Below are 21,515 nucleotides of genomic sequence, written 5' to 3'. Positions count from 1 at the left end.
GTCAGATCGTCCTCAGTACACCCGCGCCTTCGGCTTGATGTATTCGATGTCGTTCGAGAGCGTGTAGGTGTGCACCGGACGGTCATCGAGCGTGACTGTGCGCTTCTCGTCGTCGATCCAGGCGAGCGTGTGCTTCATCCAGTCCTTGTCGTCGCGGTCCGGATAGTCCTCGCGGGCATGGGCGCCGCGGCTTTCCGGGCGCTGCAGCGCCGAGTCCATGGTGACCACCGCCTGGGTGATCAGGTTCTCGAACTCCAGCGTCTCGATCAGGTCGGAGTTCCAGATCAGCGAGCGATCGGTGGTGCCGATGTCGGTGATGCCGGCCCAGACCTCGTGGATCGCCTTGTGGCCCGCCTCGAGCGTCTCGCCGGTCCGGTAGACGGCGCAATCGGACTGCATCGTCCGCTGCATCTTGTCGCGCAGCACCGCGGTCGGCGTGCCGCCCTTGGCGTTGCGGTACTTGTCGAGGCGGGTGAGCGAGAGATCGGCCGAGTTCGCCGGCAGTTCCGGCTGCTTCTCGCCGGCCTTGACAGTCTCGGCGCAGCGCAGGCCCGCGGCACGACCGAAGACGACGAGATCGATCAGCGAGTTCGAGCCGAGGCGGTTGGCGCCGTGCACGGAGACGCAAGCCGCCTCGCCGATCGCCATCAGGCCGGGCACGACCGTGTCCGGATCGCCGCCGACCTTGGTCAGCACCTCGCCGTGGAAGTTCGTGGGGATGCCGCCCATGTTGTAGTGCACGGTCGGGATCACCGGGATCGGCTCGCGGGTGACGTCGACGCCGGCGAAGATCTTGGCGCTCTCCGAGATGCCGGGCAGGCGCTCGTGCAGGATCTTCGGGTCGAGATGGTCGAGATGCAGGTAGATGTGATCCTTGTCCTTGCCGACACCGCGGCCGGCCCGGATCTCCATCGTCATCGAGCGTGAGACGACGTCGCGCGAGGCGAGGTCCTTGGCTGACGGAGCATAGCGCTCCATGAAGCGCTCGCCCTCGGAATTGGTGAGATAGCCGCCCTCGCCGCGCGCGCCCTCGGTGATCAGGCAGCCCGAGCCGTAGATGCCGGTCGGGTGGAACTGCACGAACTCCATGTCCTGCATCGGCAGGCCGGCGCGCAGCACCATGCCGCCGCCGTCGCCGGTGCAGGTATGGGCCGAGGTCGCCGAGAAATAGGCGCGGCCATAGCCGCCGGTCGCAAGGATGGTCTGCTGGGAGCGGAAGCGATGCAGCGTGCCGTCATCGAGCTTGAGCGCGAGCACGCCGCGGCAATGGCCGTCCTCGTCCATGATCAGGTCGATGGCGAAGTACTCGATGAAGAACTCGGTGTTGTAGCGCAGCGCCTGGCCATAGAGCGTGTGCAGCATGGCGTGGCCGGTGCGGTCGGCGGCGGCGCAGGTGCGCTGGGCCGGCGGGCCGTTGCCGAAATCGGTGGTCATGCCGCCGAAGGGGCGCTGGTAGATCTTGCCGCTCTCGGTGCGCGAGAAGGGCACGCCCCAGTGCTCGAGCTCATAGACGGCGGCCGGCGCATTGCGCACGAGATACTCGATCGCGTCCTGGTCGCCGAGCCAGTCCGACCCCTTGACGGTATCGTACATGTGCCACTGCCAGGTGTCCTTGCCCATATTGCCGAGCGAGGCGGCGACGCCGCCCTGGGCCGCGACGGTGTGCGAGCGGGTCGGGAAGACCTTGCTGATGCAGGCGGTGCGCAGGCCGGCCTGCGAGCAGCCGACCGTGGCGCGAAGACCGGCGCCGCCGGCGCCGACGACGACGACGTCGAAGGTATGGTCGGTGATGGCGTAGGCCTGGCCGGTATAGGCCGGAAGGGCGCGGGCGCGGGTGATCGCCATGATCAGCCTCCGAACGAGATCTTCAGGAGCGCGAAGGCGCAGGCGGCGCCGACCGCGATCGCGAAGAAGGTGTTGGCCATCACCGCGAGGATCTTCAGCCCCTCATGATGGACATAGTCCTCGATGACAACCTGCATGCCGAGGCGCATGTGGACGGCGCCTGAGACCACGAAGAGCAGCATCAGGATCGCAACCTGCGGCTTGGCCAGCGTCGCGATGGCGGCGCCATAGGGCTTGCCGATCAGGGAGAGCACGACGCAGAGGAAGCCGATCGTCAGGATGAGGTTGGCGACGGCGGTGACGCGCTGCAGCCAGAAATGACCGGTGCCGGACTTGGCAGAGCCGAGGCCGCGAACACGGCCGAGCGGGGTGCGCATCGAGGAGTTTGAGAGCATCGGCTTGGTTCCTCAGCGCGTCAGGGCGATGATCCAGACGAGCACGGTGAGCCCGCCGGAGACGACGACACTGTACTTGGCCAGGTTCGTACGGGTCTGCGGGTCGAAGCCGTGGCCGAGATCCCAGACGAAGTGGCGGAGGCCGCCAACCATGTGATGCAGCAGCACGAAAGTGTAGCCGAACAGCACGAGCTTGCCGAGAATGGAGCCGGCGATCCACTGCGCGGTCTCGTAGGCGGCCGGGCCGGAAGCGGCCGCGATCAGCCAGAGTGCGATCAGCAGCGTGCCGCCATAGAGCGCCGAGCCGGTGGCGCGGTGGGCGATCGACATCGCCATGGTCCAGGACCAGCGATAAATCTGCAGATGCGGTGAAAGCGGGCGTGCCGCCGGTCTGGACTCGGCCAAGTCTTGAACTCCCGACCCTTCAAGCTCACGAAGCGAAGATCGCTTGGTATCGTTCTAGAGTGAATGGCTCTCTAACGAAACCATGCTCGTGCCGCAATGCGGTATGCATTTGTGCGATTACAGAAATCGAAATCTGTAACTTTCTGAGTTACAACCTGCCCTCAGCCGCTTCCGGGTCGTCAGCGCGGCAGCAGCGCCCAGTAGTCGAAGTCGAGGATCACCCCGTCCGCGTACTGGTCGGCGTGCTTCAGCGGATGCTCGTTGCAGGGCAGGTTCTTGGTCGCGACGAGGCGAAGCCTGAGCGCGCCGACATCCTCGCGCCCCGGCAATTCGGCCGCCTCAAGCACCTCGCTCCAGGCGAAGACGGTGTCGCCGGCGAACAGCGGGGAGACATGGCGCCCCGCGTTGATCGCCGCGATGTGGAAGGCGTTGCCGAGCCCGTTGAAGGACAGGGCGCGCGCCAGGCTGATGACGTGCCCGCCATAGATCAGGCGCTTGCCGAAGCGGGTCTCGCGGGCGCCATAGGCGTCGAAATGCACCTTGGCGGTGTTCTGGTAGAGCCGGGTCGCGATCTGGTGCTCGGCCTCCTCGACGGTCATGCCGTCGACATGGTCGATGCGTTCGCCCGCCCGATAGTCACCCCAGCGGAAAGGCGAGCCCGAAAGCGCATCGTCATAGGCGGCAGGATGCAGCAGCGGGCAGCCCTCGCCCAGCGCCTCCGGGGCGACGCTCCTGGGCAGCTCCGGCACGAGCTCGAATTCCGCCGGCGTGCCGGGCCGGCGCTTGCGCACCAGCACCCAGCGCGCATAGCTCAGCACGATCTCATTGTGCTGGTTGCGGCCGATCGAGCGGACATAGACGATGCCGGCATCGCCGCCCGAGGTCTGCTTCAGCCCGATCACCTCCGACGTCGTCGAGAGCGTGTCGCCCGGGAAGACCGGCTTGAGGAAGCGGCCATCGGCATAGCCGAGATTGGCGACGGCGTTGAGCGAGATGTCCGGCACCGTCTTGCCGAAGACGATGTGGAAGACGAGGAGATCGTCGATCGGCGCAGCCGGATAGCCGATGGCCTTGGCGAAGGCGTCCGAGGACTGCACGGCAAAGCGCGTCCCGTAGAGCGCGGTGTAGAGCGAGACGTCACCGGCCGTCACGGTGCGCGGCGTCGCATGGACGATGGTCTCGCCCAGCCTGAAATCCTCGAAGAAGCGGCCGGTATTGGTCTTGCTGGTGATCTCGGACATCGGCCTGGCTCTCGCGGCGGGACTTCATTGTGCGCTGCGGCGCGGCCCGCCGTAAAGCCGGTCGGATGGTGGAGAGCTAGCGGAAGTCGCGCGGCCTGAGGCCCGCGTGGAACCAGGTGATCATCGAATAGATGTCGTAGACGGGCAGGCCCGTCGCCGCCTGCACCGCTGCGGCATAGGGCGGCATGTTGGTGCATTCGAGCACGATGGCGCCGACCTCGGGATGACCAGCGACCAGCCGCCGGGCAGCCTCGACCACGTCCTGCTCGGCGAGGTCGACATCCATCTCCTCCTTCTCCGCCTTGATCAGCACGCGAAAGAATTCTCGGCCGTTTTCGGTGCCGGTCACCGGCGTGTCGGCGGGAACGCCCACAGCCGCAAGATGTTGCGGCGTCAGCGTCGCGGCCGAGACGGTGACGAGGCCGACACGCTTGCCGGGCGGCAAGGTCGCCTGCACCCAGGGCACCTGCATCAGCGAGGAGGTGGCGACGGGCACGCCGACCGCCGCCGCGAGCTCCCGCTGAAACAGCGAGAGGAAGCCGCAATTGGTGGTGATCGCCTCGGCGCCATGCCTGACCAGCTCCTGCGCCGCCGCGACGAAATCTGGGAGCAGCCCGGCCGCTCCCTTCAGCACCACCTTCTCCGGGCTCGCCCCCGAGACGACGCGGTAGAGCACCGGGAAGGGCCAGGTCGTGGCGTTGCCCATGTCGCCGAAGATGCGCGGAAAGCGCGCCTCCAGCATGAGCACGCCCAGCGGCGCGCCATAGAGCGCCTTGCCGCCCTTCGCGATGCCCCGCCGGCTCACGCGGTGATCTCGATCAGCTTGGCGAGGTCGACATTGGCGCCGCAGACGAGAACGCCGAGGCGCTCGCCGGGCTGCGGCTTGTAGGAGCCGGCGATCAGCGCACCGAGCGCCGCCGCGCCACCGGGCTCGACCGCGAGGCGGAAATCACGCCAGAGCAGCGCTTGAGCCTCGGTGATCGCCGTATCCGGCACCAGCACGACATGGTCGACCGTGTCCTTGCAGACGTCATAGACCAGCTGGCCGACATTGCGGGCTCCCAGCGAATCGGCTGCGACCGAGGCGACGGTCACCGTTACCGGCCCCTTCGCCTCGAAGGCGGCCTGCAGCGAGCGTGAACCTTCCGGCTCGACGCCGACGACCTTGACGCTGGTGCCGGCGAACCAGGCGGCGATGCCGGAGATCAGCCCGCCGCCGCCGACCGCGACGAGGACCGTGTCGAGATCGCGCTCCTGGCTTTGCCATTCGCGGCCGAGCGTGCCCTGTCCGGCGATCGTCTCCTTGGCCGAGAAGGGGTGGATCTTGAGCGCCCCAGTCTCGGCCACGAACTTGTCGCAGGCCGCCTGGGCGTCATCATATTGCGCGCCGCCGATGCGGACTTCGGCGCCGAAACGGCGGATCGCCTCGATCTTGGCGGCCGGCGAGATCTCCGGCACGAAGATCGTCGCCTTCACGCCGCGCTTGCCGGCGGCATAGGCGACGGCGGCGCCATGGTTGCCACCCGAGGCAGCGGCGACGCCAGCGGCGGGCACATCGAGCGAGAGCAGGTTGTTGAAGGCGCCGCGCGTCTTGAACGAACCGGCATGCTGCAGGCATTCGAGCTTGAGCGAGACATCGGCGCGCGAGCCGAAGGCGCCGGTGCCGAGCCGCATCACCGGCGTGGTGCGGGCATGGCCGGCAATGCGATCAGCCGCGGCCTCGATCATCGAGCGCGGCACAGGCTTGTCTGTCATGGCAGGATCCTGGACGAGGGAGCGATCCGAAAAGGTCCAGATCGCGATAGGTAGACCGTGGCTATCGCGTCCCGGCGGATCGGGGAAGGGCTTCCCGCGCCCGGCGGCAATGTGCCGGGCGACGACCAGCGCCGCGAGGGCATCGAGCGCATCGTCGGCCGCGGCGCCGCGTGGCGGTTTGGCATGGACGATGGCCTCCGGCAGTCCCGCCGCCAGCAGCAAGGCACGGCGCTCGGCCATTCCCGCCGGGTTCACCACGCCCTTGATCTTCTTCGGCTGTACCAGCGGCGCGCCGCGCATGGTTCGGAAAGCGAGTTCGGGATGCATCTCGAAAATGCGCGCCCGCCAATCCGGCTCGGCGCGCAGCAGGGCGTCGATCTCGCGGATGCGTGGGAAGAGGTGGAAGCCCTGCTTCGAGACCATGCGCGGCGGCTCCGACGAGGCGAGCGCCAATCGGCAGGCCTCGGCATAGTCCGCCGCATGGACGGCGCTGCGCGAGGGGATCGAGAACACCGAGGATTGCCGATCGCCGAGCAGCGCGCGTACCGCCTGTTCCGGCCCGCGCCCGGAACCGGCGATCCGGTCCGGCAGGCCGATCGGCATATCGACGGCGATCAGCTCCAGCGCGCGCTGGCCGCTCAGCAGATCGCTCCAGCTCGGGAAGACACGAAAGACGGGCGGCTCCCGCCCCGCAAGGTCGGCGAAGGCCGCGATCCAGCCCGCCTTGCAACCATCGACACCCGCAATCCAGCCCATCACAGCCTGTCATCCGTCTTTCGCAGAACTGACATTGCATTGCGGCGCAGCTTAGTGTGCACTGCAGCGAACCCGGCGACCCTCAATCCGGAGAGACAATATGACCGACATCCGTCCGCGCCGCAGCGTCCTCTACATGCCGGGCTCCAATGCCCGCGCCCTGGAGAAGGCCCGCGAGATCGCCGCCGATGCGCTGATCCTCGATCTCGAGGACGCGGTCGCCCCCGACGCCAAGGAACTGGCGCGCGAACAGGTCTGCTCCGCTGTGAAGGCCGGCGGCTATGGCCGGCGCGAACTGGTCATCCGCACCAACGGTATCGACACGCCCTGGTTCGACGCCGACCTCGCCGCGGCAACGGAGGCCGCGCCCGACGCGATCCTGATACCGAAAGTTTCCTCGCCAGAAACGTTGATCGAGATCGGCCATCGCCTGACCGGGCTCTGGGCCAAGCCGGAGACGCAGGTCTGGGCGATGATCGAGACCCCGCTCGCCATTCTCGATTGCGAGAAGATCGCCCGAGCTGCCCGCGATCCCTCGACCCGCCTCGCCTGCTTCATCCTCGGCACTAACGACCTCGCCAAGGAGACGCGCGCCCGCTTCGTGCCCGGCCGCGCCCCGATGCTGCCCTGGCTGACGACGGCGATCCTCGCCGCTCGCGCCCATGGCGTCGACGTGGTCGACGGCGTCTACAACGACCTCAAGGACGATGCCGGCTTCAAGGCCGAATGCGAGCAGGCCCGCGATCTCGGCTTCGACGGCAAGACCCTGATCCATCCCAACCAGGTCGCCGTGGCGAACAGCGTCTTCGCGCCGGAGGAGACAGAGCTCGCGCGTGCCCGCGCCATCATCTCGGCCTTCGACGAGCCCGAGAACGCCGACAAGGGCGCGATCCAGCTCGACGGCCGGATGGTCGAGCGCCTGCATGCCGAAATGGCCAAGCGCGTGGTGGCGCTGGCCGAGGCAATCGCGGCCTGAGGCTGCCTTCGCGATCCGTCATCCCGGGCGGCCGAGGGGAATCCCGGGATCACGGCACGCTCGGTCGACACCGGGGCCGGTAGCATCGCCTTGCCGGGAATGACGTGGTAGCGGGAGGCCATGACGTCCTGCCTCCCCTACCGCCCCAATGTCGGCATCGCCCTGTTCAACGCGCAGGGCCGGGTCTTCACCGGCCGCTCGCACAGCGCCGGGCCCGAGATCGTCCTGCCGGATTTCGACTGGCAGATGCCGCAGGGGGGCATCGATGTGAATGAGGATATCGTCGCTGCCGCCCGCCGCGAGCTGGCCGAAGAGACCGGCGTAACCAGCGCCGCATTCCTCGCCGCCACGCAGGAGTGGTGGGCCTACGACTTCCCCGCCTATGCCGGCCCGCCGCACAGATTGAGCGCCTTCCGCGGCCAGCGTCAGCGCTGGGTCGCCTTCCGCTTCAGCGGCGACGACACTGAGTTCGACATCAGCCAGCCGAATGGCGACGAGCCGGCCGAGTTCTCGGAATGGGCCTGGCTGCCGCTGGCGGAAATGCCGGAGCGCGTCGTGCCGTTCAAGCGGGCGGTCTACGAGAAAGTGGTCGCGGCCTTTGCCGAGTTCGCCGTCCCGGCGCCCTGACCCTCCCCCGACGCAACAAAAAAGGGCCGCTTGCGCGGCCCCTTGCATCTCGTCGCTAGCGCGAGGTGGTTCAGGCAGCCTTGCGCTGCTCGAACACGCCCTTGAACTCGCGCAGCTGCACGAGCTGGTCGTGCAGGCGCTTCTTCTCGGCCTCGTCATGCGAGCCGGCATGGCGGGTCTCGGCGGTCAGGATTTCCTGATCGAGGACGGCGTTGTCGACGTCCTCGAGGAAGCGGGCCTGCTCGGCCAGGATGGTGACGCTCGTCGCGTTGATCTCGGCGAGGCCGCCCGAGACGAAGAATTCCTTGCCATTGCTGGAGTCGGTCTGGACCAGGACGATGCCGGGCTTCAGCACGGCAACGACCGGCGCGTGACCGGCGAGAACGGTCATCTCGCCCTCGACCGACGGCACGATGACGCTGACGGCATCGCCGGAGAACAGGATGCGTTCCGGCGAGACGAGTTCGAATGTGAAGGTGGCCATCTTGCTATCTCTCCGCCGTCATTCCGGCCGACGCGAAGCGGCGCGCCGGAATCCATCCTAGAACGCAACGCCCTTCGATGGATCCCGGATCAGCGCCGCTAGGCGGCTCGTCCGGGATGACGGGCGCATGTGTTGGAGCTTACGCCGCCTCGGCAGCCAGGCGCTGGGCCTTCTCGATGGCTTCCTCGATCGAGCCGACCATGTAGAAGGCGGCTTCCGGCAGGTGATCGTACTTGCCCTCGACCAGGCCCTTGAAGCCCTTGATCGTGTCTTCGAGCGCGACGAGCTTGCCCGGCGAACCGGTGAAGACTTCGGCGACGAAGAAGGGCTGCGACAGGAAGCGCTCGATCTTGCGGGCGCGGGCGACTGCGAGCTTGTCCTCTTCCGAGAGCTCGTCCATGCCCAGGATCGCGATGATGTCCTGCAGGGCCTTGTAGCGCTGGAGGATCTGCTGGACCTGACGGGCGATATTGTAGTGCTCGTCACCGACGATCGCGGCAGAGAGCATGCGCGAGGTCGAGTCGAGCGGGTCGACCGCCGGGTAGATGCCCTTTTCCGCGATCGAGCGCGAGAGCACGGTCGTGGCGTCCAGGTGGGCGAAGGAGGTCGCGGGCGCCGGGTCGGTCAAGTCGTCGGCCGGAACGTAGATCGCCTGCACCGAGGTGATCGAGCCCTTGTTGGTGGTGGTGATGCGCTCCTGCAGGTTGCCCATGTCGGTAGCGAGCGTCGGCTGATAGCCCACCGCCGACGGGATACGGCCGAGCAGCGCCGACACTTCCGAGCCCGCCTGGGTGAAGCGGAAGATGTTGTCGACGAAGAACAGCACGTCCTGGCCACGGTCGCGGAAGTCTTCCGCGACGGTCAGGCCGGACAGGGCGACGCGCATGCGGGCGCCCGGGGGCTCGTTCATCTGGCCGTAGACGAGGGCGCACTTGGAGCCTTCGCCGCCGCCCTTCTTGTTCACGCCCGACTCGATCATCTCGTGATAGAGGTCGTTGCCCTCACGGGTACGCTCGCCGACGCCGGCGAACACCGAGTAACCACCGTGTGCCTTCGCGACGTTGTTGATCAGCTCCATGATCAGCACGGTCTTGCCGACGCCGGCGCCGCCGAACAGGCCGATCTTGCCGCCCTTGGCGTAAGGAGCCAGCAGGTCGACGACCTTGATGCCGGTGACCAGGATCTGCGCTTCCGTCGCCTGATCGGCATAGCTCGGAGCCGGCTGGTGGATGCCGCGGGTGCTCGAGGTCTTGATCGGGCCGGCTTCGTCGACCGGCTCGCCGATGACGTTCATGATGCGGCCGAGGCACTCGTCGCCGACCGGGACCGCGATCGGCGCGCCGGTGTCGGTGACCGCCTGGCCGCGGACCAGACCTTCGGTCGAGTCCATGGCGATGGTGCGGACGGTGTTCTCGCCGAGATGCTGGGCGACCTCGAGGACGAGGCGGTTGCCGAGGTTGTCGGTCTCGAGCGCGTTCAGGATCTCCGGCAGGGCGCCGTCGAACTGCACGTCGACGACGGCGCCGATGACCTGGGCAACGCGGCCGGTGCCGGTGTTGGCGGGCTTGTCGGTCTTGGTCTTGGTAGCGGCTTTGGCCATGGTTCGAACCTCGGATTCGCGTTCAGCGTGTCGGATGGCCGGCACGCCGGCCCAAATTAGGCGGTTAGAGCGCTTCCGCGCCGGAGATGATCTCGATCAGTTCCTTGGTGATCATCGCCTGGCGCGAGCGGTTATACAGCTGCGTCTGCTTCTTGATCATCTCGCCGGCGTTGCGCGTGGCGGAGTCCATCGCCGACATGCGCGCGCCCTGCTCGGAGGCGGCGTTCTCCAGGATCGCCCGCAGCACCTGCACCGTGAGGTTGCGCGGCAGCAGCGTCTCGAGGATCTCGCTCTCTTCCGGCTCGTAATCGTAGACGGCGCTCATCGTCTTGGTGCCGGCCGGGATCTCGGCCGGGATGATGCGCTGCGCCGTCGGGATCTGGGAGATCACCGACTTGAACTTCGAGAAGAACAGCGTCGCGACGTCGAACTCGCCGGCGGCGAAGCGCGCCAGGATGCTCTGTGCGATCGTCTCGGCATTAGCGAAGCCGAGCTGCTTGAAGGCGCGCAGGTCGATCACCTCGAGGATGTCGGCCGCGAACTGCCGGCGCAGGATGTCATAGCCCTTCTTGCCGACGCAGACGAACTTGACCGTCTTGCCTTCGGCCTTCAGCGCCAGCGCCTTGTCGCGGGCGAGGCGCGCGATCGACGAGTTGAACGCGCCGCAGAGGCCGCGCTCGGCCGTGCAGACCACGAGCAGGTGCACCTTGTCGGAGCCCGTCCCGCCGATCAGCTTCGGCGCGCCCGGCCCGGAGATGCCGGAAGCGAGGTTCGCCAGCACCGTCTCCATGCGCTCGGCATAGGGACGCGCCGCCTCGGCCGCACTCTGGGCGCGACGCAGCTTGGCGGCCGCGACCATCTGCATGGCCTTGGTGATCTTCTGCGTCGCCTTCACCGAGGCGATGCGGTTGCGTAGGTCCTTAAGGGACGGCATCCGGTCTTGATCCCCTATCCGTCATTGCGAGAGCGCAACGACGAAGCAATCCAGAACTGGCGCAGCGGGGCTGGATTGCCTCGCTGCGCTCGCAAAGATCAGGCGAACGACTTGGCGTAGCCTTCGACGATACCCTTCAGCTTCGCGGCGTTCGCGTCCGAAAGGTCCTTCGAGGAGCCGATCTCGTTCAGCAGGTCGGCGTGCTTGCCGCGGACCAGCGAGAGCAGCCCGTCCTCGAAGGCGCGGACCTTGTTGACCGGCAGCGGATCGAGATAGCCGTTGACGCCGGCATAGATCACGACCGTCTGCTCTTCCATCTTCAGCGGCGAGAACTGGCCCTGCTTCAGCAGCTCGGTCAGGCGGGCGCCGCGATTGAGCAGGCGCTGCGTGACCGCGTCGAGGTCGGAGCCGAACTGGGCGAAGGCAGCCATCTCGCGATACTGGGCGAGCTCGCCCTTGATCTTGCCCGCAACCTTCTTGGTCGCCTTGGTCTGCGCCGAGGAGCCGACGCGCGACACCGAGAGGCCGACGTTCACCGCCGGGCGGATGCCCTGGTAGAACAGGTCGGTCTCGAGGAAGATCTGGCCGTCGGTGATCGAAATCACGTTGGTCGGGATGTAGGCCGAGACGTCGTTCGCCTGCGTCTCGATGACCGGCAGCGCCGTCAGCGAGCCGAGACCGGCAGCCTCGCCCATCTTCGCCGCGCGCTCGAGCAGGCGGGAGTGGAGATAGAACACGTCGCCCGGATAAGCTTCGCGGCCCGGCGGGCGGCGCAGCAGCAGCGACATCTGGCGGTAGGCGACGGCCTGCTTCGACAGGTCGTCATAGATGATCACGGCGTGCATGCCGTTGTCGCGGAAGAATTCGCCCATCGAGCAGCCGGCGAAGGGCGCCAGGAACTGCATCGGGGCCGGGTCTGAGGCGGTGGCCGCCACGACGATGGAATACTCCATCGCGCCGCGCTCCTCGAGCACCTTCACGAGCTGGGCGACGGTCGAGCGCTTCTGGCCGACGGCGACGTAGACGCAGTAGAGCTTCTGGCTCTCCGGGGCGCCTTCAACGTTGAGCGGCTTCTGGTTGAGGATCGTGTCGAGCGCCACGGCGGTCTTGCCGGTCTGGCGGTCGCCGATGATCAGCTCGCGCTGGCCGCGGCCGATCGGGATCAGGGCGTCGATCGCCTTGAGGCCGGTCGCCATCGGCTCGTGCACCGACTTGCGCGGGATGATGCCGGGGGCCTTGACGTCGACGCGGGCGCGGGTCTTGGCCTTGATCGGGCCCTTGCCGTCGATCGGGTTGCCGAGAGCGTCGACGACGCGGCCGAGCAGTTCCTTGCCGACGGGAACGTCGACGATGGCGCCGGTGCGCTTGACGGTCTGGCCTTCCTTGATGTCGCGGTCGGAACCGAAGATGACGACGCCGACATTGTCGCTCTCGAGGTTGAGGGCCATGCCGCGCACGCCCGACTCGAACTCGACCATCTCACCGGCCTGGACCTTGTCGAGGCCGTAGACGCGGGCGATGCCGTCACCGACGGAGAGAACCTGACCGACCTCGGTGACCGAGGCTTCCGAGCCGAAGTTCGAGATCTGCGACTTCAGGATAGCGGAGATTTCAGCGGCGCGGATGTCCATCAGCCGACCTCTTTCATAGCGAGACGAATTGAATTGAGCTTGGTTTTCAGGGACGCATCGACCATGCGCGAGCCCATCTTGACGACGAGACCGCCGATGATGGCCGGGTCGACCTTGAGCGAAACGTCGACATCCTTGCCAGCAACCTCCTTGAGGGCGGCGGTGATGTCCTTGAGCTGCGCTGCCGAAGGCTGCTCGGCGAGCGTGACCTCGGCGCTGACCACACCCTTGGCCTCGGCGACCTTGGCACGGAAGGCGCGGATCATGCCCGGCAGCGCAAACAGGCGGCGCTTGCTGGCGACGAAGCCGATGAAATTGGCGGCAAGTCCGGAGATGCCGGCCTTGGCGGTGAGCGCGGTGATGGCGGAGACCTGATCCTGCGCCGAGAAAGCCGGGCTCTCGACCAGGCGCTTGAGATCATCACTCTCGGCGATCATCGCCGCAAAGCCGTCGAGGTCCTTGGCGACGGCATCGACCGTCTTGGCCTCGCTGGCCAGTTCGAACAGAGCCGTCGCGTAACGCTCGGCCACGCCCGAGACTGGGGACTGTTCCTGCGATCCGCCCTCGGCCACGCTCTCGCTCTCTCTTCCAGGGGGCCACTCCGGCGACCTTCTGACGAAGGTGGAGTGCACGGCCCCGACACTGCGATGATCAAGCGCGCGACAAACCTGTTCCAGGGCTTGCGGCGCTTGGATTGCGGCGGTGCGATAGCATGGGGTTTCGGGGTGCGCAACCGACGAAATACCCGCCCCACATGCTTTGGATGCGGTCGAAAGAAGCAGCCGGCGCGTGCGCGCGGCGCAGGCGCCCGCGTCGCCACGAGCCCACTCCGCGATTCGACACCGGTGAAGCATCCGGATCGCCAAGCGATCAACGCCGCACCACTCCAGCCTGAAAAGAGAGGCTGGATCGGAAACCCTCGCTTCGCAACGCCGAACCCGCGGCTGGCTCAGCATTTGAACGTTGAGACACCGAGAGATCGTCTACGATCGAGCATAGCTTGACGATAATTCGTATTTAGCACGATCATACCTTAAGATCACGGAAAGGCATCCTCCATGATACGCCTCTTACTGCTATCATCGATCGCTTTCTTATTTTTTGAATCACCTTCATTCGGTCAAATACGAAACATTTCTTGCCAAACTCAAGAAACTTCACTTATATTATATGATAATAGCAGGTCCGACATTAAGACAGACATGGATGAAAATGGCTGTAGATACACTATTATGTCTGGAAGTTTAACAGGTAATAGAACTCATAATATAATTGTAATTGAGAAAACGGTCATCATGAAGCAACCCATAAACGGAGAATTGATAAAAGACTCAGAATCATCATTCTTTTACCGCCCGAGAAGCGGATTCAGAGGGAGGGATAATTTTGTTATATATATTTGCGGCAACCAGTCTGGTAAATCAGGCTGCGCAAGGTGGAATTACAACGTGACGGTCCGGTAAGTGCCCATAGCCCTATGCTGAGATCGTCTCTCCTCGCCACTGGCCTGCTCCTCGCCAGCACGGGAGCCTCGCTCGCAACCGCGGACTGCCAGACTCGGGGCCCGCCCTTCCGGGTCGAGCAGAGCGACAAGGCCACCTATCGCTCGATCATGAACGCCGATGGCTGCCGCTATGTATACGCGCGCTTCCAGAAGGCCGTGATCATGCAGCAGCCCGAGAACGGGACCCTGTCCCAGGTCGGTGAATTCTCGTTCCTGTACAAGCCGAAGGCAGGCTTCAAAGGGCAGGACAGCTATGTGATCTATATCTGCGCCATCAACTATCGTGGCTCGGGCTGTTCCAGGCTGACCTATGAGGCGATCGTCCAATAGGTCCGGCGCTCACAAGAAACTCTGCGGATCGACGTCGATCGCGACCCTGACCGAACCCTTCGGCCGTGGGGCCCGTTTGAGCCAGGCGCGCAGGTAGTCCTGCAGGTTGATCTCGCGCGCCGTCCTGACGATCAGCCGCATGCGATGGCGCCCGCGCAGGATCGCGAGCGGCGCTTCGGCCGGGCCGAGCACGGCGACGCCGGCCGGCGCCTCGGCGCAGCGCGCCAACGCCCTCGCATGCGTCTCGGCCTCCCCTTGCGAATTCGCCGAGACGATCAGCCCGGCGAGCCGGCCGAAGGGCGGCAGGCCGGCAGCCTCCCGCGCCGCCGTCTCCGCCGCATAGAAGCGCTCGGGATCGCCCGAGATCAGCGCCTTCAGCACGGGATGATTGGGATCGTGCGTCTGCAGCAGCGCCCGCCCCGGCTTCTCGCCGCGCCCGGCCCGGCCGGTGACCTGCCTGAGCACCTGGAAGGTGCGCTCGGCCGCACGCGGATCGCCCGAGGTCAGGCCAAGATCGGCATCGATCACCCCGACCAGCGTCATCCCCGGGAAGTTGTGGCCCTTGGCGACGAGCTGCGTGCCGATGACGATATCGAACTCACCTTCGGCAACCGCCATCAACTCCTGCTTCAGGCGCTCGGTCCCACCCGGAAAATCGCTCGACAGCACGATCGAGCGCGCCTGCGGGAACAGGGTCGCGACCTCCTCGGCCAGGCGCTCGACGCCCGGGCCGCAGGCGACGAGGCTTTCGGGCTGATGGCAGGCTGGGCATTCATGCGGCCGACGCTCGACATGGCCGCAATGATGGCAGACCAGCGCCCGCCGGAAGCGATGGTCGACCAGCCAGGCCGAGCAGTTCGGGCACTGGAAGCGATGGCCGCAATCGCGGCAGAGTGTCAGCGGCGCATAGCCACGCCGGTTGAGGAAGAGCAGCGACTGCTCCCTGGCCTCGATATTGGCCTCGACCGCCTTGATCAGCCCCGTCGAGAGCCAGCGCCCGCGCTCGGGCTTGTCCCTGCGCAGGTCGACCAGGCCGAGCGTCGGCAGCTCACGCCCGCCAAAGCGCTCGGGCAGCTTGAGGTGGAGGTAGCGGCCGCGCTCGGCGTTGACCCGTGTCTCCAGCGATGGCGTCGCCGAGGCCAGCACCACCGGCGCGTTCTCGATCTTGCCGCGGACCACCGCCATGTCGCGGGCATGATAGGCGACACCGTCCTCCTGCTTGTAGGCGGCCTCGTGCTCCTCATCGATGACGATCAGGCCGAGATCCCGATAGGGCAGGAACAGCGCCGAGCGCGCGCCCGCCACCACCAGCGCCTCGCCCTTGGCGATCGCCGCCTGCAGCCGTTCGCGCCTGCGCCCGCTCACGCCTGAGTGCCACAGGCCTGGCCGCACGCCGAAGCGCGCCTCGAAGCGGTCGATGAACTGCGCGGTCAGCGCGATCTCCGGCATCAGGATGACGCTCTGCCGCCCGAGCCGGATCGCTTCCGCCACCGCCTCGAAATAGACCTCGGTCTTGCCCGAGCCGGTGACGCCCTCGAGCAGCGCAACCTGCCAGGCCTGCTTGCGAACGAGCTCGGCGAGCGCATCGCCGACAGCGCGCTGGTCGTCGGAGAGCTGCGGTTTGGCGTAATCGGGATCGGGCCGCGCCGCGATCGCCTCCTGCGGCAGTGCTTCCACCGAGAAGGTGCCGGCATCGACGAGGGAATCGATCACCGCCGTGCTGACCGAGGCGGCCTCGGCCAGCGCCGATTTACCGATCAACAAACCGCCCTCGGCGGCGGCGATGGCCCGCGCCCGGGCCGGCGTCATCCGTGCGGGCGGCGCGCCAATAAGTCTGACGCCGAGCTTCGGCCGCTCCGGCGTATCGTCGGGCGGGCGGCGCAGTGCGAGCGCCAGCACCGAGCCCTTGGCGGCGAGCGTGTACCAGGCGACCCAGTCGACCAGCTTGCGCAGGGCCGGATCGAGCGGCGGCATGTCCAGCTTGCCTGCCACCTTCTTCAGGTTGCCACCACGGCCGGAGCCCGCTTCCCAGACGACGCCCACCGTCTCGCGCGGACCGAGCGGCACCTGCACGACATCGCCCGGGGCGAGCTTCAGCCCCGGCGGCACGGCATAGCTATAGGCCTGGTCGAGGCCGAGCGGGATCAGCACTTCGACCGTGCCGCCACCGCCCTGCCCTTCGTCGAGCGCATCGTCCATGCGCCCGTCTCTAGCACTGATTCGGCCCTGGAGCCGGCAGCAACCTCAGGCCGCCGCCGGCCGCTGCGTCCTGAGCTTGCCCAGCGTCCAGACGAGGACCGGCCAGAGCAGCGCGCCGAAGGTCAGCGCCGCCAGCACCGAGGAGACCGGCCGGCTGAAGAAGGGCAGGATCGAGCCGTCCGACTTGATCAGCGAGGTCACGAAGCTCTGCTCGACCATTGTGCCCATGACGATGCCGAGCACCATCGCCGCGACCGGATAGCCGTTCTTCTCCATCACGAAGCCGATCAGGCCGAAGATGGCGACGCAATAGACCGCGAACAGGTTGTTGCCCGCCGTGGCGAAGGCGCCGACCGCGCAGAAGATCATGATCACCGGCATCACCGCCGAGCGCGGCGCGCCGACCACCTTGCTCGCCAGCCGGATCATGATGATGCCCAGCGGGATCATGATGATGTTGCCGATGATGAAGATGATGTAGAGCGCGTACATGCTCGACGCCTGCGACGAGAACAGGGTCGGGCCGGGGTTCAACCCCTTCATGTAGAGCACGCCGATGGCGATCGCGGTGATGGTATCGCCGGGGATGCCGAAGAGCAGCGCCGGCACCCAGCCCGAGGCGAGCGAGGCGTTGTTGGAGGCGCCGGCCTCGATCAGCCCCTCGGGATGGCCGGTGCCGAACTTCTCCGGCGTTTTCGAGAAGCGCTTGGCCATGGCGTAGCTGACCCAGGCCGCCATGTCGGCGCCGGCGCCGGGCAGCACGCCAATGATGATGCCGATGAGATTCCCGCGCGCCTGCTGCTTCGGGTATTTCTTGGTCAGGGCCCACTGGCCCTTCAGGATCGAACCGAGCCGGCGGTTCTCCAGCTTCGGCGGCTCGCGCTCGGTCAAGGCCCGCATCACCTCGGCCAAGGCGAAGACGCCGACCAGCGCCGGGATCGGCTCGATGCCCCCCAGCAGGTCGGTCGAGCCGAAGGTGAAGCGCGCGACGCCGCCGGGATTGTCGATGCCGATGCAGGTGATCAAGAGGCCGAGCAGCATCGCCGCGATCGCCTTGATCGGCGAGGAGCGCGCCACCAGCGTCGAGCACATCAGCCCGAGCATGGCGAGCCAGAAGTTCTCATAGGTCGAGAAGGACAGCGCCATCTCGGCCAGGAGCGGCGCGATCAGCATCAGCGAGAGCGTGCCGGCGATGCCGCCGAGCGCCGAGAACCACAAGCAGATGCCGAGCGCGGTCTCCGCCTCGCCCTTGCGGGTCATCGCATAGGCTTCGTCGGTATAGGCGGCGGAGGCCGGCGTGCCGGGGATGCGCAGCAGGCAGCCTGGGATGTCGCCGGAGAAGATCGCCATAGCCGACGCCGTGATGATCGTCGCGATCGCCGCGATCGGCGAGAGATAGAAGGTGACGGGCACCAGCAGCGCCGTCGCCATCGTCGCCGACAGGCCGGGCAGCGCCCCGACGGTGAGGCCATAGAAGGCGGACGCGACGATCGCGATCATCACATCCGGCTGGAAGACGAGGCCGAAGGCCTGGATGACGGTGTTCATCGCGGCCTCACCAGGGGAAGGGCAGCAGGCCGTCGGGCAACGGCACGCGCAGCAGCTTGAGGAAGATCAGGTTGATGACGAAGGGCGCGATCAATGCGAGCGGCACCGCGAGCTTGGGCCTGGCGCCGAAGGCGAGGCTCGCTGTCAGCACCATGATCGCCGCAGTCGGCAGGAAGCCGAGCTTTTCGGAGGCGAAGGCATAGAACAGCAAAAGCGCCGGCGGCAGCAGCGCCAGCCAGTTGCGCCAGGCCGGCAGCGGTTCAAGCTCTTCCGGCGTGCTGTGGCTGACGACGTCGGCCTCGGCGACCTCCTCGAAATGCCGGCCGATGCCGAGCACGATCATCACGCCGCAGAGCACCAGCCCGGCGCCGACGACCATCGGGAAAGCGGAGGGCCCGACCTGCTGGCCCGGCACCGGCGGCAATTTCGAGCCGTAGAAGAAGGCGGCGGCGCCGAGCGTCGCGATCGCGCCCCCGGTCACGCGGTCTGACAACAACATGCTGCGGATTCTCGTCGAACTGTGATTGCGCCACACCGGCGCCGATTGGAACGGAGGAGCGGACGGGCATCGCGCGCCCGTCCGTCCTGCTTGCGAGAGATCAGGCCTTGGTCAGGCCCGCCGCCTTCATCGCCGAGGCCATCGAGGCGTCGCTGTCGGCCATGAACTTGGCGAAGCCCGGCCCGTCGGCGAACTTCATGCCGAAGCCGCGCGAGTTCATGAAGTCCTGGTACTCCTTGGAGTCGAAGGCCTTCTTCAGCGCCGCCGTCAGCTTGGCCTGGATGTCGGCCGGCACCGCCTTGGGCGCACCGATGCCGCGCCAGGCGCCGACCGAGTAGTTGATCCCCAGTGACTCGTTGAGGGTCGGCACGTCCTTGAACTGCGGATTGCGCGCCTCGGCCATGATCGCCAGCGCCTTGGCCTTACCGGCGTCGATCATCGCGCGCGCCTCCGGCACCGAGCAGGTGACGATGTCGATGCCGCCCGCCGCCAGGTCCTGCATGCCGGGCGCGGCGCCGTTCGACGGCACCCAGGCGACATGGTCCGGCTTCAGCCCCATCGCGACCAGCCAGCCGACCAGTGCGAGATGCCAGATGCCGCCCTGGCCGGTGCCGGACGCTTTCAGCTTGCCATGAGGGGCCGCCTTGATCGCCGCGGCCAGCTCCTTGATGTCCTTGTGCGGGCTGGAGGCCGAAACCTGCACGCCCGGCGGATCCTCGTTCATCAGGCCGAGAGCGGCGTAGTCGCTCGATTTCAGCTCGGTCAGGCCCTGATGGCGCATCATCGCGATCTCGACCGTCAGCATGCCGATCGTATAGCCATCGGCCGGGGCCGAGGCGATCGCCTGATGCCCGACGACCCCCGAGCCGCCGGTGCGGTTCACCACGTTGACGGGCTGGCCGAGATCTTTCTCCAGCAATTGCGCGACGATACGCGCCGTCGCGTCGGTGCCGCCACCCGCGCCCCAAGGACAGATCATCGTCATCGGCCGGCTTGGATATTGCGCCTGGCCGATGGCGGGGCGTGCGATCAGTCCCGTCGCGCCAGCCGCGGCCGCGCCAGCAAGGACCGAACGTCTGCTGATTCTGCTCATTACCAGTGTCCTCCCGTTCAATCGATTTAAAACTTGAAAGCTTCTTCGCCTCGCAGCGCGGCTTCCTTGGTATTCTCGCTATCAGAGCCGATTGCCTCTGGCGAGGCAACAATCTTTGTATGCTGTATGCACGATCACATCACGGGCTCAGAGTCCGCAGGCGACCGGCACGACGCTCTTGCCCGCGGCCTCGGCGATCGCTCCGGTGCTAAGCTCGCCACCTGCCGGAGCTGCCGCAGGCTTGGCATCGGCCTTCTCCAGCACCGCCTTGAGCTGCGCGACGCTAGCAATGGCGTAGTTCCGCTGCGGCGCCACCCCCGCGATCAGGGCCTTGTCGGAAGGATTGGCGGTGATCAGTCCCGCGAGTCGGCCCTGCCGGTCGAAGACCGGGCTGCCGGCGCCACCGGGCTGCAAGGGCGCGAGCACGGCATCGCTCATCACCTCTCCCGGCAGCGCGACCGCGGTCCGCGCGGCGGCGGTTCCGTCATAGGCGAGCACGACCACCGCCTCTTTCGCGGCGGGTGCGGCATCGCGCAGCCCCGGCACGGCACCGGAAGCGAGCCCGGGCACGTCGAGCAGCGCCAGCCCGCTCGCCTGATCCTGCACCCGCAGCTTGGCCGGGCGCCCCCCAACCTTGAGCCCCTTGCAGGGATCGATGGCGCTACGCGCCGTCAGCACCAGCTCCTTGCCGACGACAAGGCCGACGCCGAAGCGCTCGGTCGCCGGCTGCGCCGGGACGCTCGCAACCGCAGGTGCACCGGGAGCCGCCGGCGTCGGCGCTGCACCGCTCGGAAACGGCTCGAAACTGTCGGCGATCGCGGTCACCACCTTGTCGAAGGTCGCGGAGACGCCCTTGTCATAGCCGACCGAGAAGCCGCGCAGGCCCGACGGGCCGAGCGCCTGCCGCCGGAAGAACTTCCCGGTCGGCGTTTCGCCGGCGACGACGAAGAAATTCGGCTGCAGCAGCTTGTAGGTGACCTTGCGCTGGATGTTCGGATTGACCGCGATGGCGCGCTCGAAGATCGCCTGCAGCGGCTCTGTCGCCGGCCCAGCGCTGACATCGAGCGTGATCTTGCCGTCGCCGCTCTGCCAGCGGCTGCCGCCGGCCGGCGTCGCCTCGCGCTTTGGCAGGAGTTTTTGCGGGATGCCGATGCGCACGCCGGTCGACTGATCGGTGATCACGGCAAAACCGGCAGCGTCGCGGGCTGTTTTCGCGATTCGCGCCAGCTCCTGCCGTTCGGCCGGCGTCAGTTGCCCGTCGGGCTGGCCACGTCCAGCCTTGAAGCCGTTCACGGCGCGGAAGGTCAGCGGGCCGAAATTGCCGGTGGCGGCGCTGTTGAGGTGCCCGGTCCAGATCAGGTCGGCCTGGATCGCCTTGCGCTCGGCCTCCGGCAAGGCGGCATAGGCCTGCGTCGCTGCGGCCAGGCGCGGATCGGCCGGTTGCTGCGCCTGTGCGGTGCCGAGGCAGGCGAGAATGGCGACAGTGCCGATCAGCGCGGGAACCTTGAACACGAGCATCTCCGTCTTTCCAAAGGTCGCGCCGCGACGCGGCGCCATTCAGCGTCAGCCTTGCCGCAGTGGCAAGAGGCGAGAAGGGCTCAATCGATCGCAAGCCGAGTTGCGCCCGACGCGCCGGGTGCTAGCTTCGCGTGGCCCGATGCGATGACCCGTCATCACGTCGACGCCTGCCGCG

At 66.9% G+C, this 21,515-nt stretch carries 19 protein-coding genes; 3 read left to right on the top strand and 16 right to left on the bottom strand.

Features of this window, described 5'->3' with window-relative positions:
• Positions 1–12: 12 nt before the first annotated feature.
• From sdhA to VGV58_RS03310, 6 genes are all read right to left on the bottom strand, one after another.
• Complete coding sequence (sdhA, locus tag VGV58_RS03335; RefSeq protein ID WP_326872553.1) at positions 13–1,845, bottom strand: succinate dehydrogenase flavoprotein subunit; 1,833 nt, start codon at positions 1,843–1,845, stop codon at positions 13–15.
• Positions 1,846–1,847: 2 nt separating this feature from the next.
• Positions 1,848–2,240, bottom strand: a complete 393-nt coding sequence (gene sdhD / locus VGV58_RS03330; protein ID WP_326872552.1) for a succinate dehydrogenase, hydrophobic membrane anchor protein — start codon at positions 2,238–2,240, stop codon at positions 1,848–1,850.
• 12 nt (positions 2,241–2,252) lie between these two features.
• Complete coding sequence (gene sdhC / locus VGV58_RS03325; protein ID WP_326872551.1) at positions 2,253–2,645, bottom strand: succinate dehydrogenase, cytochrome b556 subunit; 393 nt, start codon at positions 2,643–2,645, stop codon at positions 2,253–2,255.
• Between the two features lie 179 nt (positions 2,646–2,824).
• On the bottom strand, positions 2,825–3,886 hold the full coding sequence (locus tag VGV58_RS03320) for a MaoC family dehydratase (RefSeq protein WP_326872550.1): 1,062 nt from the start codon (positions 3,884–3,886) through the stop codon (positions 2,825–2,827).
• 76 nt (positions 3,887–3,962) lie between these two features.
• A complete protein-coding gene (locus VGV58_RS03315) occupies positions 3,963–4,691 on the bottom strand; it encodes an aspartate/glutamate racemase family protein (RefSeq protein WP_326872549.1) in 729 nt (242 codons plus the stop codon).
• A complete protein-coding gene (locus tag VGV58_RS03310) occupies positions 4,688–6,397 on the bottom strand; it encodes a serine/threonine dehydratase (protein WP_326872548.1) in 1,710 nt (569 codons plus the stop codon). Before VGV58_RS03310 ends, VGV58_RS03315 begins: the two co-directional genes overlap by 4 nt.
• Before the next feature lie 100 nt (positions 6,398–6,497).
• Here VGV58_RS03310 and VGV58_RS03305 point away from each other — a divergent pair, with 100 nt between their 5' ends.
• Together VGV58_RS03305 and VGV58_RS03300 are read left to right on the top strand one after the other, a co-directional pair.
• Entirely contained in the window at positions 6,498–7,373 is an 876-nt protein-coding gene (locus tag VGV58_RS03305; RefSeq protein WP_326872547.1) for an HpcH/HpaI aldolase/citrate lyase family protein, read from the top strand.
• Positions 7,374–7,493: 120 nt separating this feature from the next.
• Positions 7,494–8,000, top strand: coding sequence for an RNA pyrophosphohydrolase (locus tag VGV58_RS03300; RefSeq protein WP_326872546.1), 507 nt, complete (start codon positions 7,494–7,496; stop codon positions 7,998–8,000).
• A gap of 70 nt (positions 8,001–8,070) precedes the next feature.
• Here the strand turns inward: VGV58_RS03300 and VGV58_RS03295 are convergent, their stop codons facing one another.
• The 5 genes from VGV58_RS03295 to VGV58_RS03275 all read right to left on the bottom strand — a co-directional run bounded on the left by VGV58_RS03295 (position 8,071) and on the right by VGV58_RS03275 (position 13,221).
• Complete coding sequence (locus tag VGV58_RS03295) at positions 8,071–8,484, bottom strand: F0F1 ATP synthase subunit epsilon (protein WP_326872545.1); 414 nt, start codon at positions 8,482–8,484, stop codon at positions 8,071–8,073.
• A gap of 139 nt (positions 8,485–8,623) precedes the next feature.
• Entirely contained in the window at positions 8,624–10,084 is a 1,461-nt protein-coding gene (gene atpD, locus VGV58_RS03290) for a F0F1 ATP synthase subunit beta (protein ID WP_414643855.1), read from the bottom strand.
• Positions 10,085–10,148: 64 nt separating this feature from the next.
• Positions 10,149–11,018, bottom strand: coding sequence for a F0F1 ATP synthase subunit gamma (locus VGV58_RS03285; protein WP_326872544.1), 870 nt, complete (start codon positions 11,016–11,018; stop codon positions 10,149–10,151).
• 98 nt (positions 11,019–11,116) lie between these two features.
• Positions 11,117–12,649: a F0F1 ATP synthase subunit alpha gene (atpA, locus tag VGV58_RS03280; protein ID WP_326872543.1), complete on the bottom strand. Its 1,533-nt coding sequence runs from the start codon at positions 12,647–12,649 to the stop codon at positions 11,117–11,119.
• Positions 12,649–13,221, bottom strand: coding sequence for a F0F1 ATP synthase subunit delta (locus VGV58_RS03275; protein ID WP_326873555.1), 573 nt, complete (start codon positions 13,219–13,221; stop codon positions 12,649–12,651). Before VGV58_RS03275 ends, atpA begins: the two co-directional genes overlap by 1 nt.
• A 905-nt stretch (positions 13,222–14,126) precedes the next feature.
• Here VGV58_RS03275 and VGV58_RS03270 point away from each other — a divergent pair.
• On the top strand, positions 14,127–14,483 hold the full coding sequence (locus tag VGV58_RS03270; protein ID WP_326872542.1) for an Ig-like domain-containing protein: 357 nt from the start codon (positions 14,127–14,129) through the stop codon (positions 14,481–14,483).
• Positions 14,484–14,492: 9 nt separating this feature from the next.
• On the opposite strand, the gene VGV58_RS03265 is transcribed toward VGV58_RS03270, so the two are convergent.
• The 5 genes from VGV58_RS03265 to VGV58_RS03245 form a co-directional block, all read right to left on the bottom strand.
• Complete coding sequence (locus tag VGV58_RS03265; RefSeq protein ID WP_326872541.1) at positions 14,493–16,682, bottom strand: primosomal protein N'; 2,190 nt, start codon at positions 16,680–16,682, stop codon at positions 14,493–14,495.
• A gap of 45 nt (positions 16,683–16,727) precedes the next feature.
• Complete coding sequence (locus VGV58_RS03260; protein ID WP_326872540.1) at positions 16,728–18,230, bottom strand: tripartite tricarboxylate transporter permease; 1,503 nt, start codon at positions 18,228–18,230, stop codon at positions 16,728–16,730.
• 7 nt (positions 18,231–18,237) lie between these two features.
• Positions 18,238–18,729, bottom strand: a complete 492-nt coding sequence (locus VGV58_RS03255) for a tripartite tricarboxylate transporter TctB family protein (protein ID WP_326872539.1) — start codon at positions 18,727–18,729, stop codon at positions 18,238–18,240.
• Positions 18,730–18,829: 100 nt separating this feature from the next.
• A complete protein-coding gene (locus tag VGV58_RS03250; RefSeq protein ID WP_326872538.1) occupies positions 18,830–19,822 on the bottom strand; it encodes a tripartite tricarboxylate transporter substrate binding protein in 993 nt (330 codons plus the stop codon).
• A gap of 147 nt (positions 19,823–19,969) precedes the next feature.
• A complete protein-coding gene (locus VGV58_RS03245; protein WP_326872537.1) occupies positions 19,970–21,334 on the bottom strand; it encodes a trypsin-like peptidase domain-containing protein in 1,365 nt (454 codons plus the stop codon).
• Positions 21,335–21,515 lie beyond the last annotated feature (181 nt).

The sequence above is a fragment of the Allobosea sp. genome (assembly GCF_035944895.1).
Classification (GTDB): domain Bacteria; phylum Pseudomonadota; class Alphaproteobacteria; order Rhizobiales; family Beijerinckiaceae; genus Allobosea.
Note: the sequence above shows the minus strand (reverse complement) of the source record. Positions and strands in the feature narration are given on the sequence as shown.

Coding starts and splice junctions, on each gene's coding strand:
- sdhA (WP_326872553.1), bottom strand. CDS start 1,845: ATGGCGATCACCCGCGCCCGCGCCCTTCCGGCCTATACCGGCCAGGCC.
- sdhD (WP_326872552.1), bottom strand. CDS start 2,240: ATGCTCTCAAACTCCTCGATGCGCACCCCGCTCGGCCGTGTTCGCGGC.
- VGV58_RS03320 (WP_326872550.1), bottom strand. CDS start 3,886: ATGTCCGAGATCACCAGCAAGACCAATACCGGCCGCTTCTTCGAGGAT.
- VGV58_RS03310 (WP_326872548.1), bottom strand. CDS start 6,397: ATGGGCTGGATTGCGGGTGTCGATGGTTGCAAGGCGGGCTGGATCGCG.
- VGV58_RS03305 (WP_326872547.1), top strand. CDS start 6,498: ATGACCGACATCCGTCCGCGCCGCAGCGTCCTCTACATGCCGGGCTCC.
- VGV58_RS03300 (WP_326872546.1), top strand. CDS start 7,494: ATGACGTCCTGCCTCCCCTACCGCCCCAATGTCGGCATCGCCCTGTTC.
- VGV58_RS03295 (WP_326872545.1), bottom strand. CDS start 8,484: ATGGCCACCTTCACATTCGAACTCGTCTCGCCGGAACGCATCCTGTTC.
- atpD (WP_414643855.1), bottom strand. CDS start 10,084: ATGGCCAAAGCCGCTACCAAGACCAAGACCGACAAGCCCGCCAACACC.
- VGV58_RS03285 (WP_326872544.1), bottom strand. CDS start 11,018: ATGCCGTCCCTTAAGGACCTACGCAACCGCATCGCCTCGGTGAAGGCG.
- atpA (WP_326872543.1), bottom strand. CDS start 12,649: ATGGACATCCGCGCCGCTGAAATCTCCGCTATCCTGAAGTCGCAGATC.
- VGV58_RS03270 (WP_326872542.1), top strand. CDS start 14,127: ATGCTGAGATCGTCTCTCCTCGCCACTGGCCTGCTCCTCGCCAGCACG.
- VGV58_RS03265 (WP_326872541.1), bottom strand. CDS start 16,682: ATGGACGATGCGCTCGACGAAGGGCAGGGCGGTGGCGGCACGGTCGAA.
- VGV58_RS03260 (WP_326872540.1), bottom strand. CDS start 18,230: ATGAACACCGTCATCCAGGCCTTCGGCCTCGTCTTCCAGCCGGATGTG.
- VGV58_RS03255 (WP_326872539.1), bottom strand. CDS start 18,729: ATGTTGTTGTCAGACCGCGTGACCGGGGGCGCGATCGCGACGCTCGGC.
- VGV58_RS03250 (WP_326872538.1), bottom strand. CDS start 19,822: ATGAGCAGAATCAGCAGACGTTCGGTCCTTGCTGGCGCGGCCGCGGCT.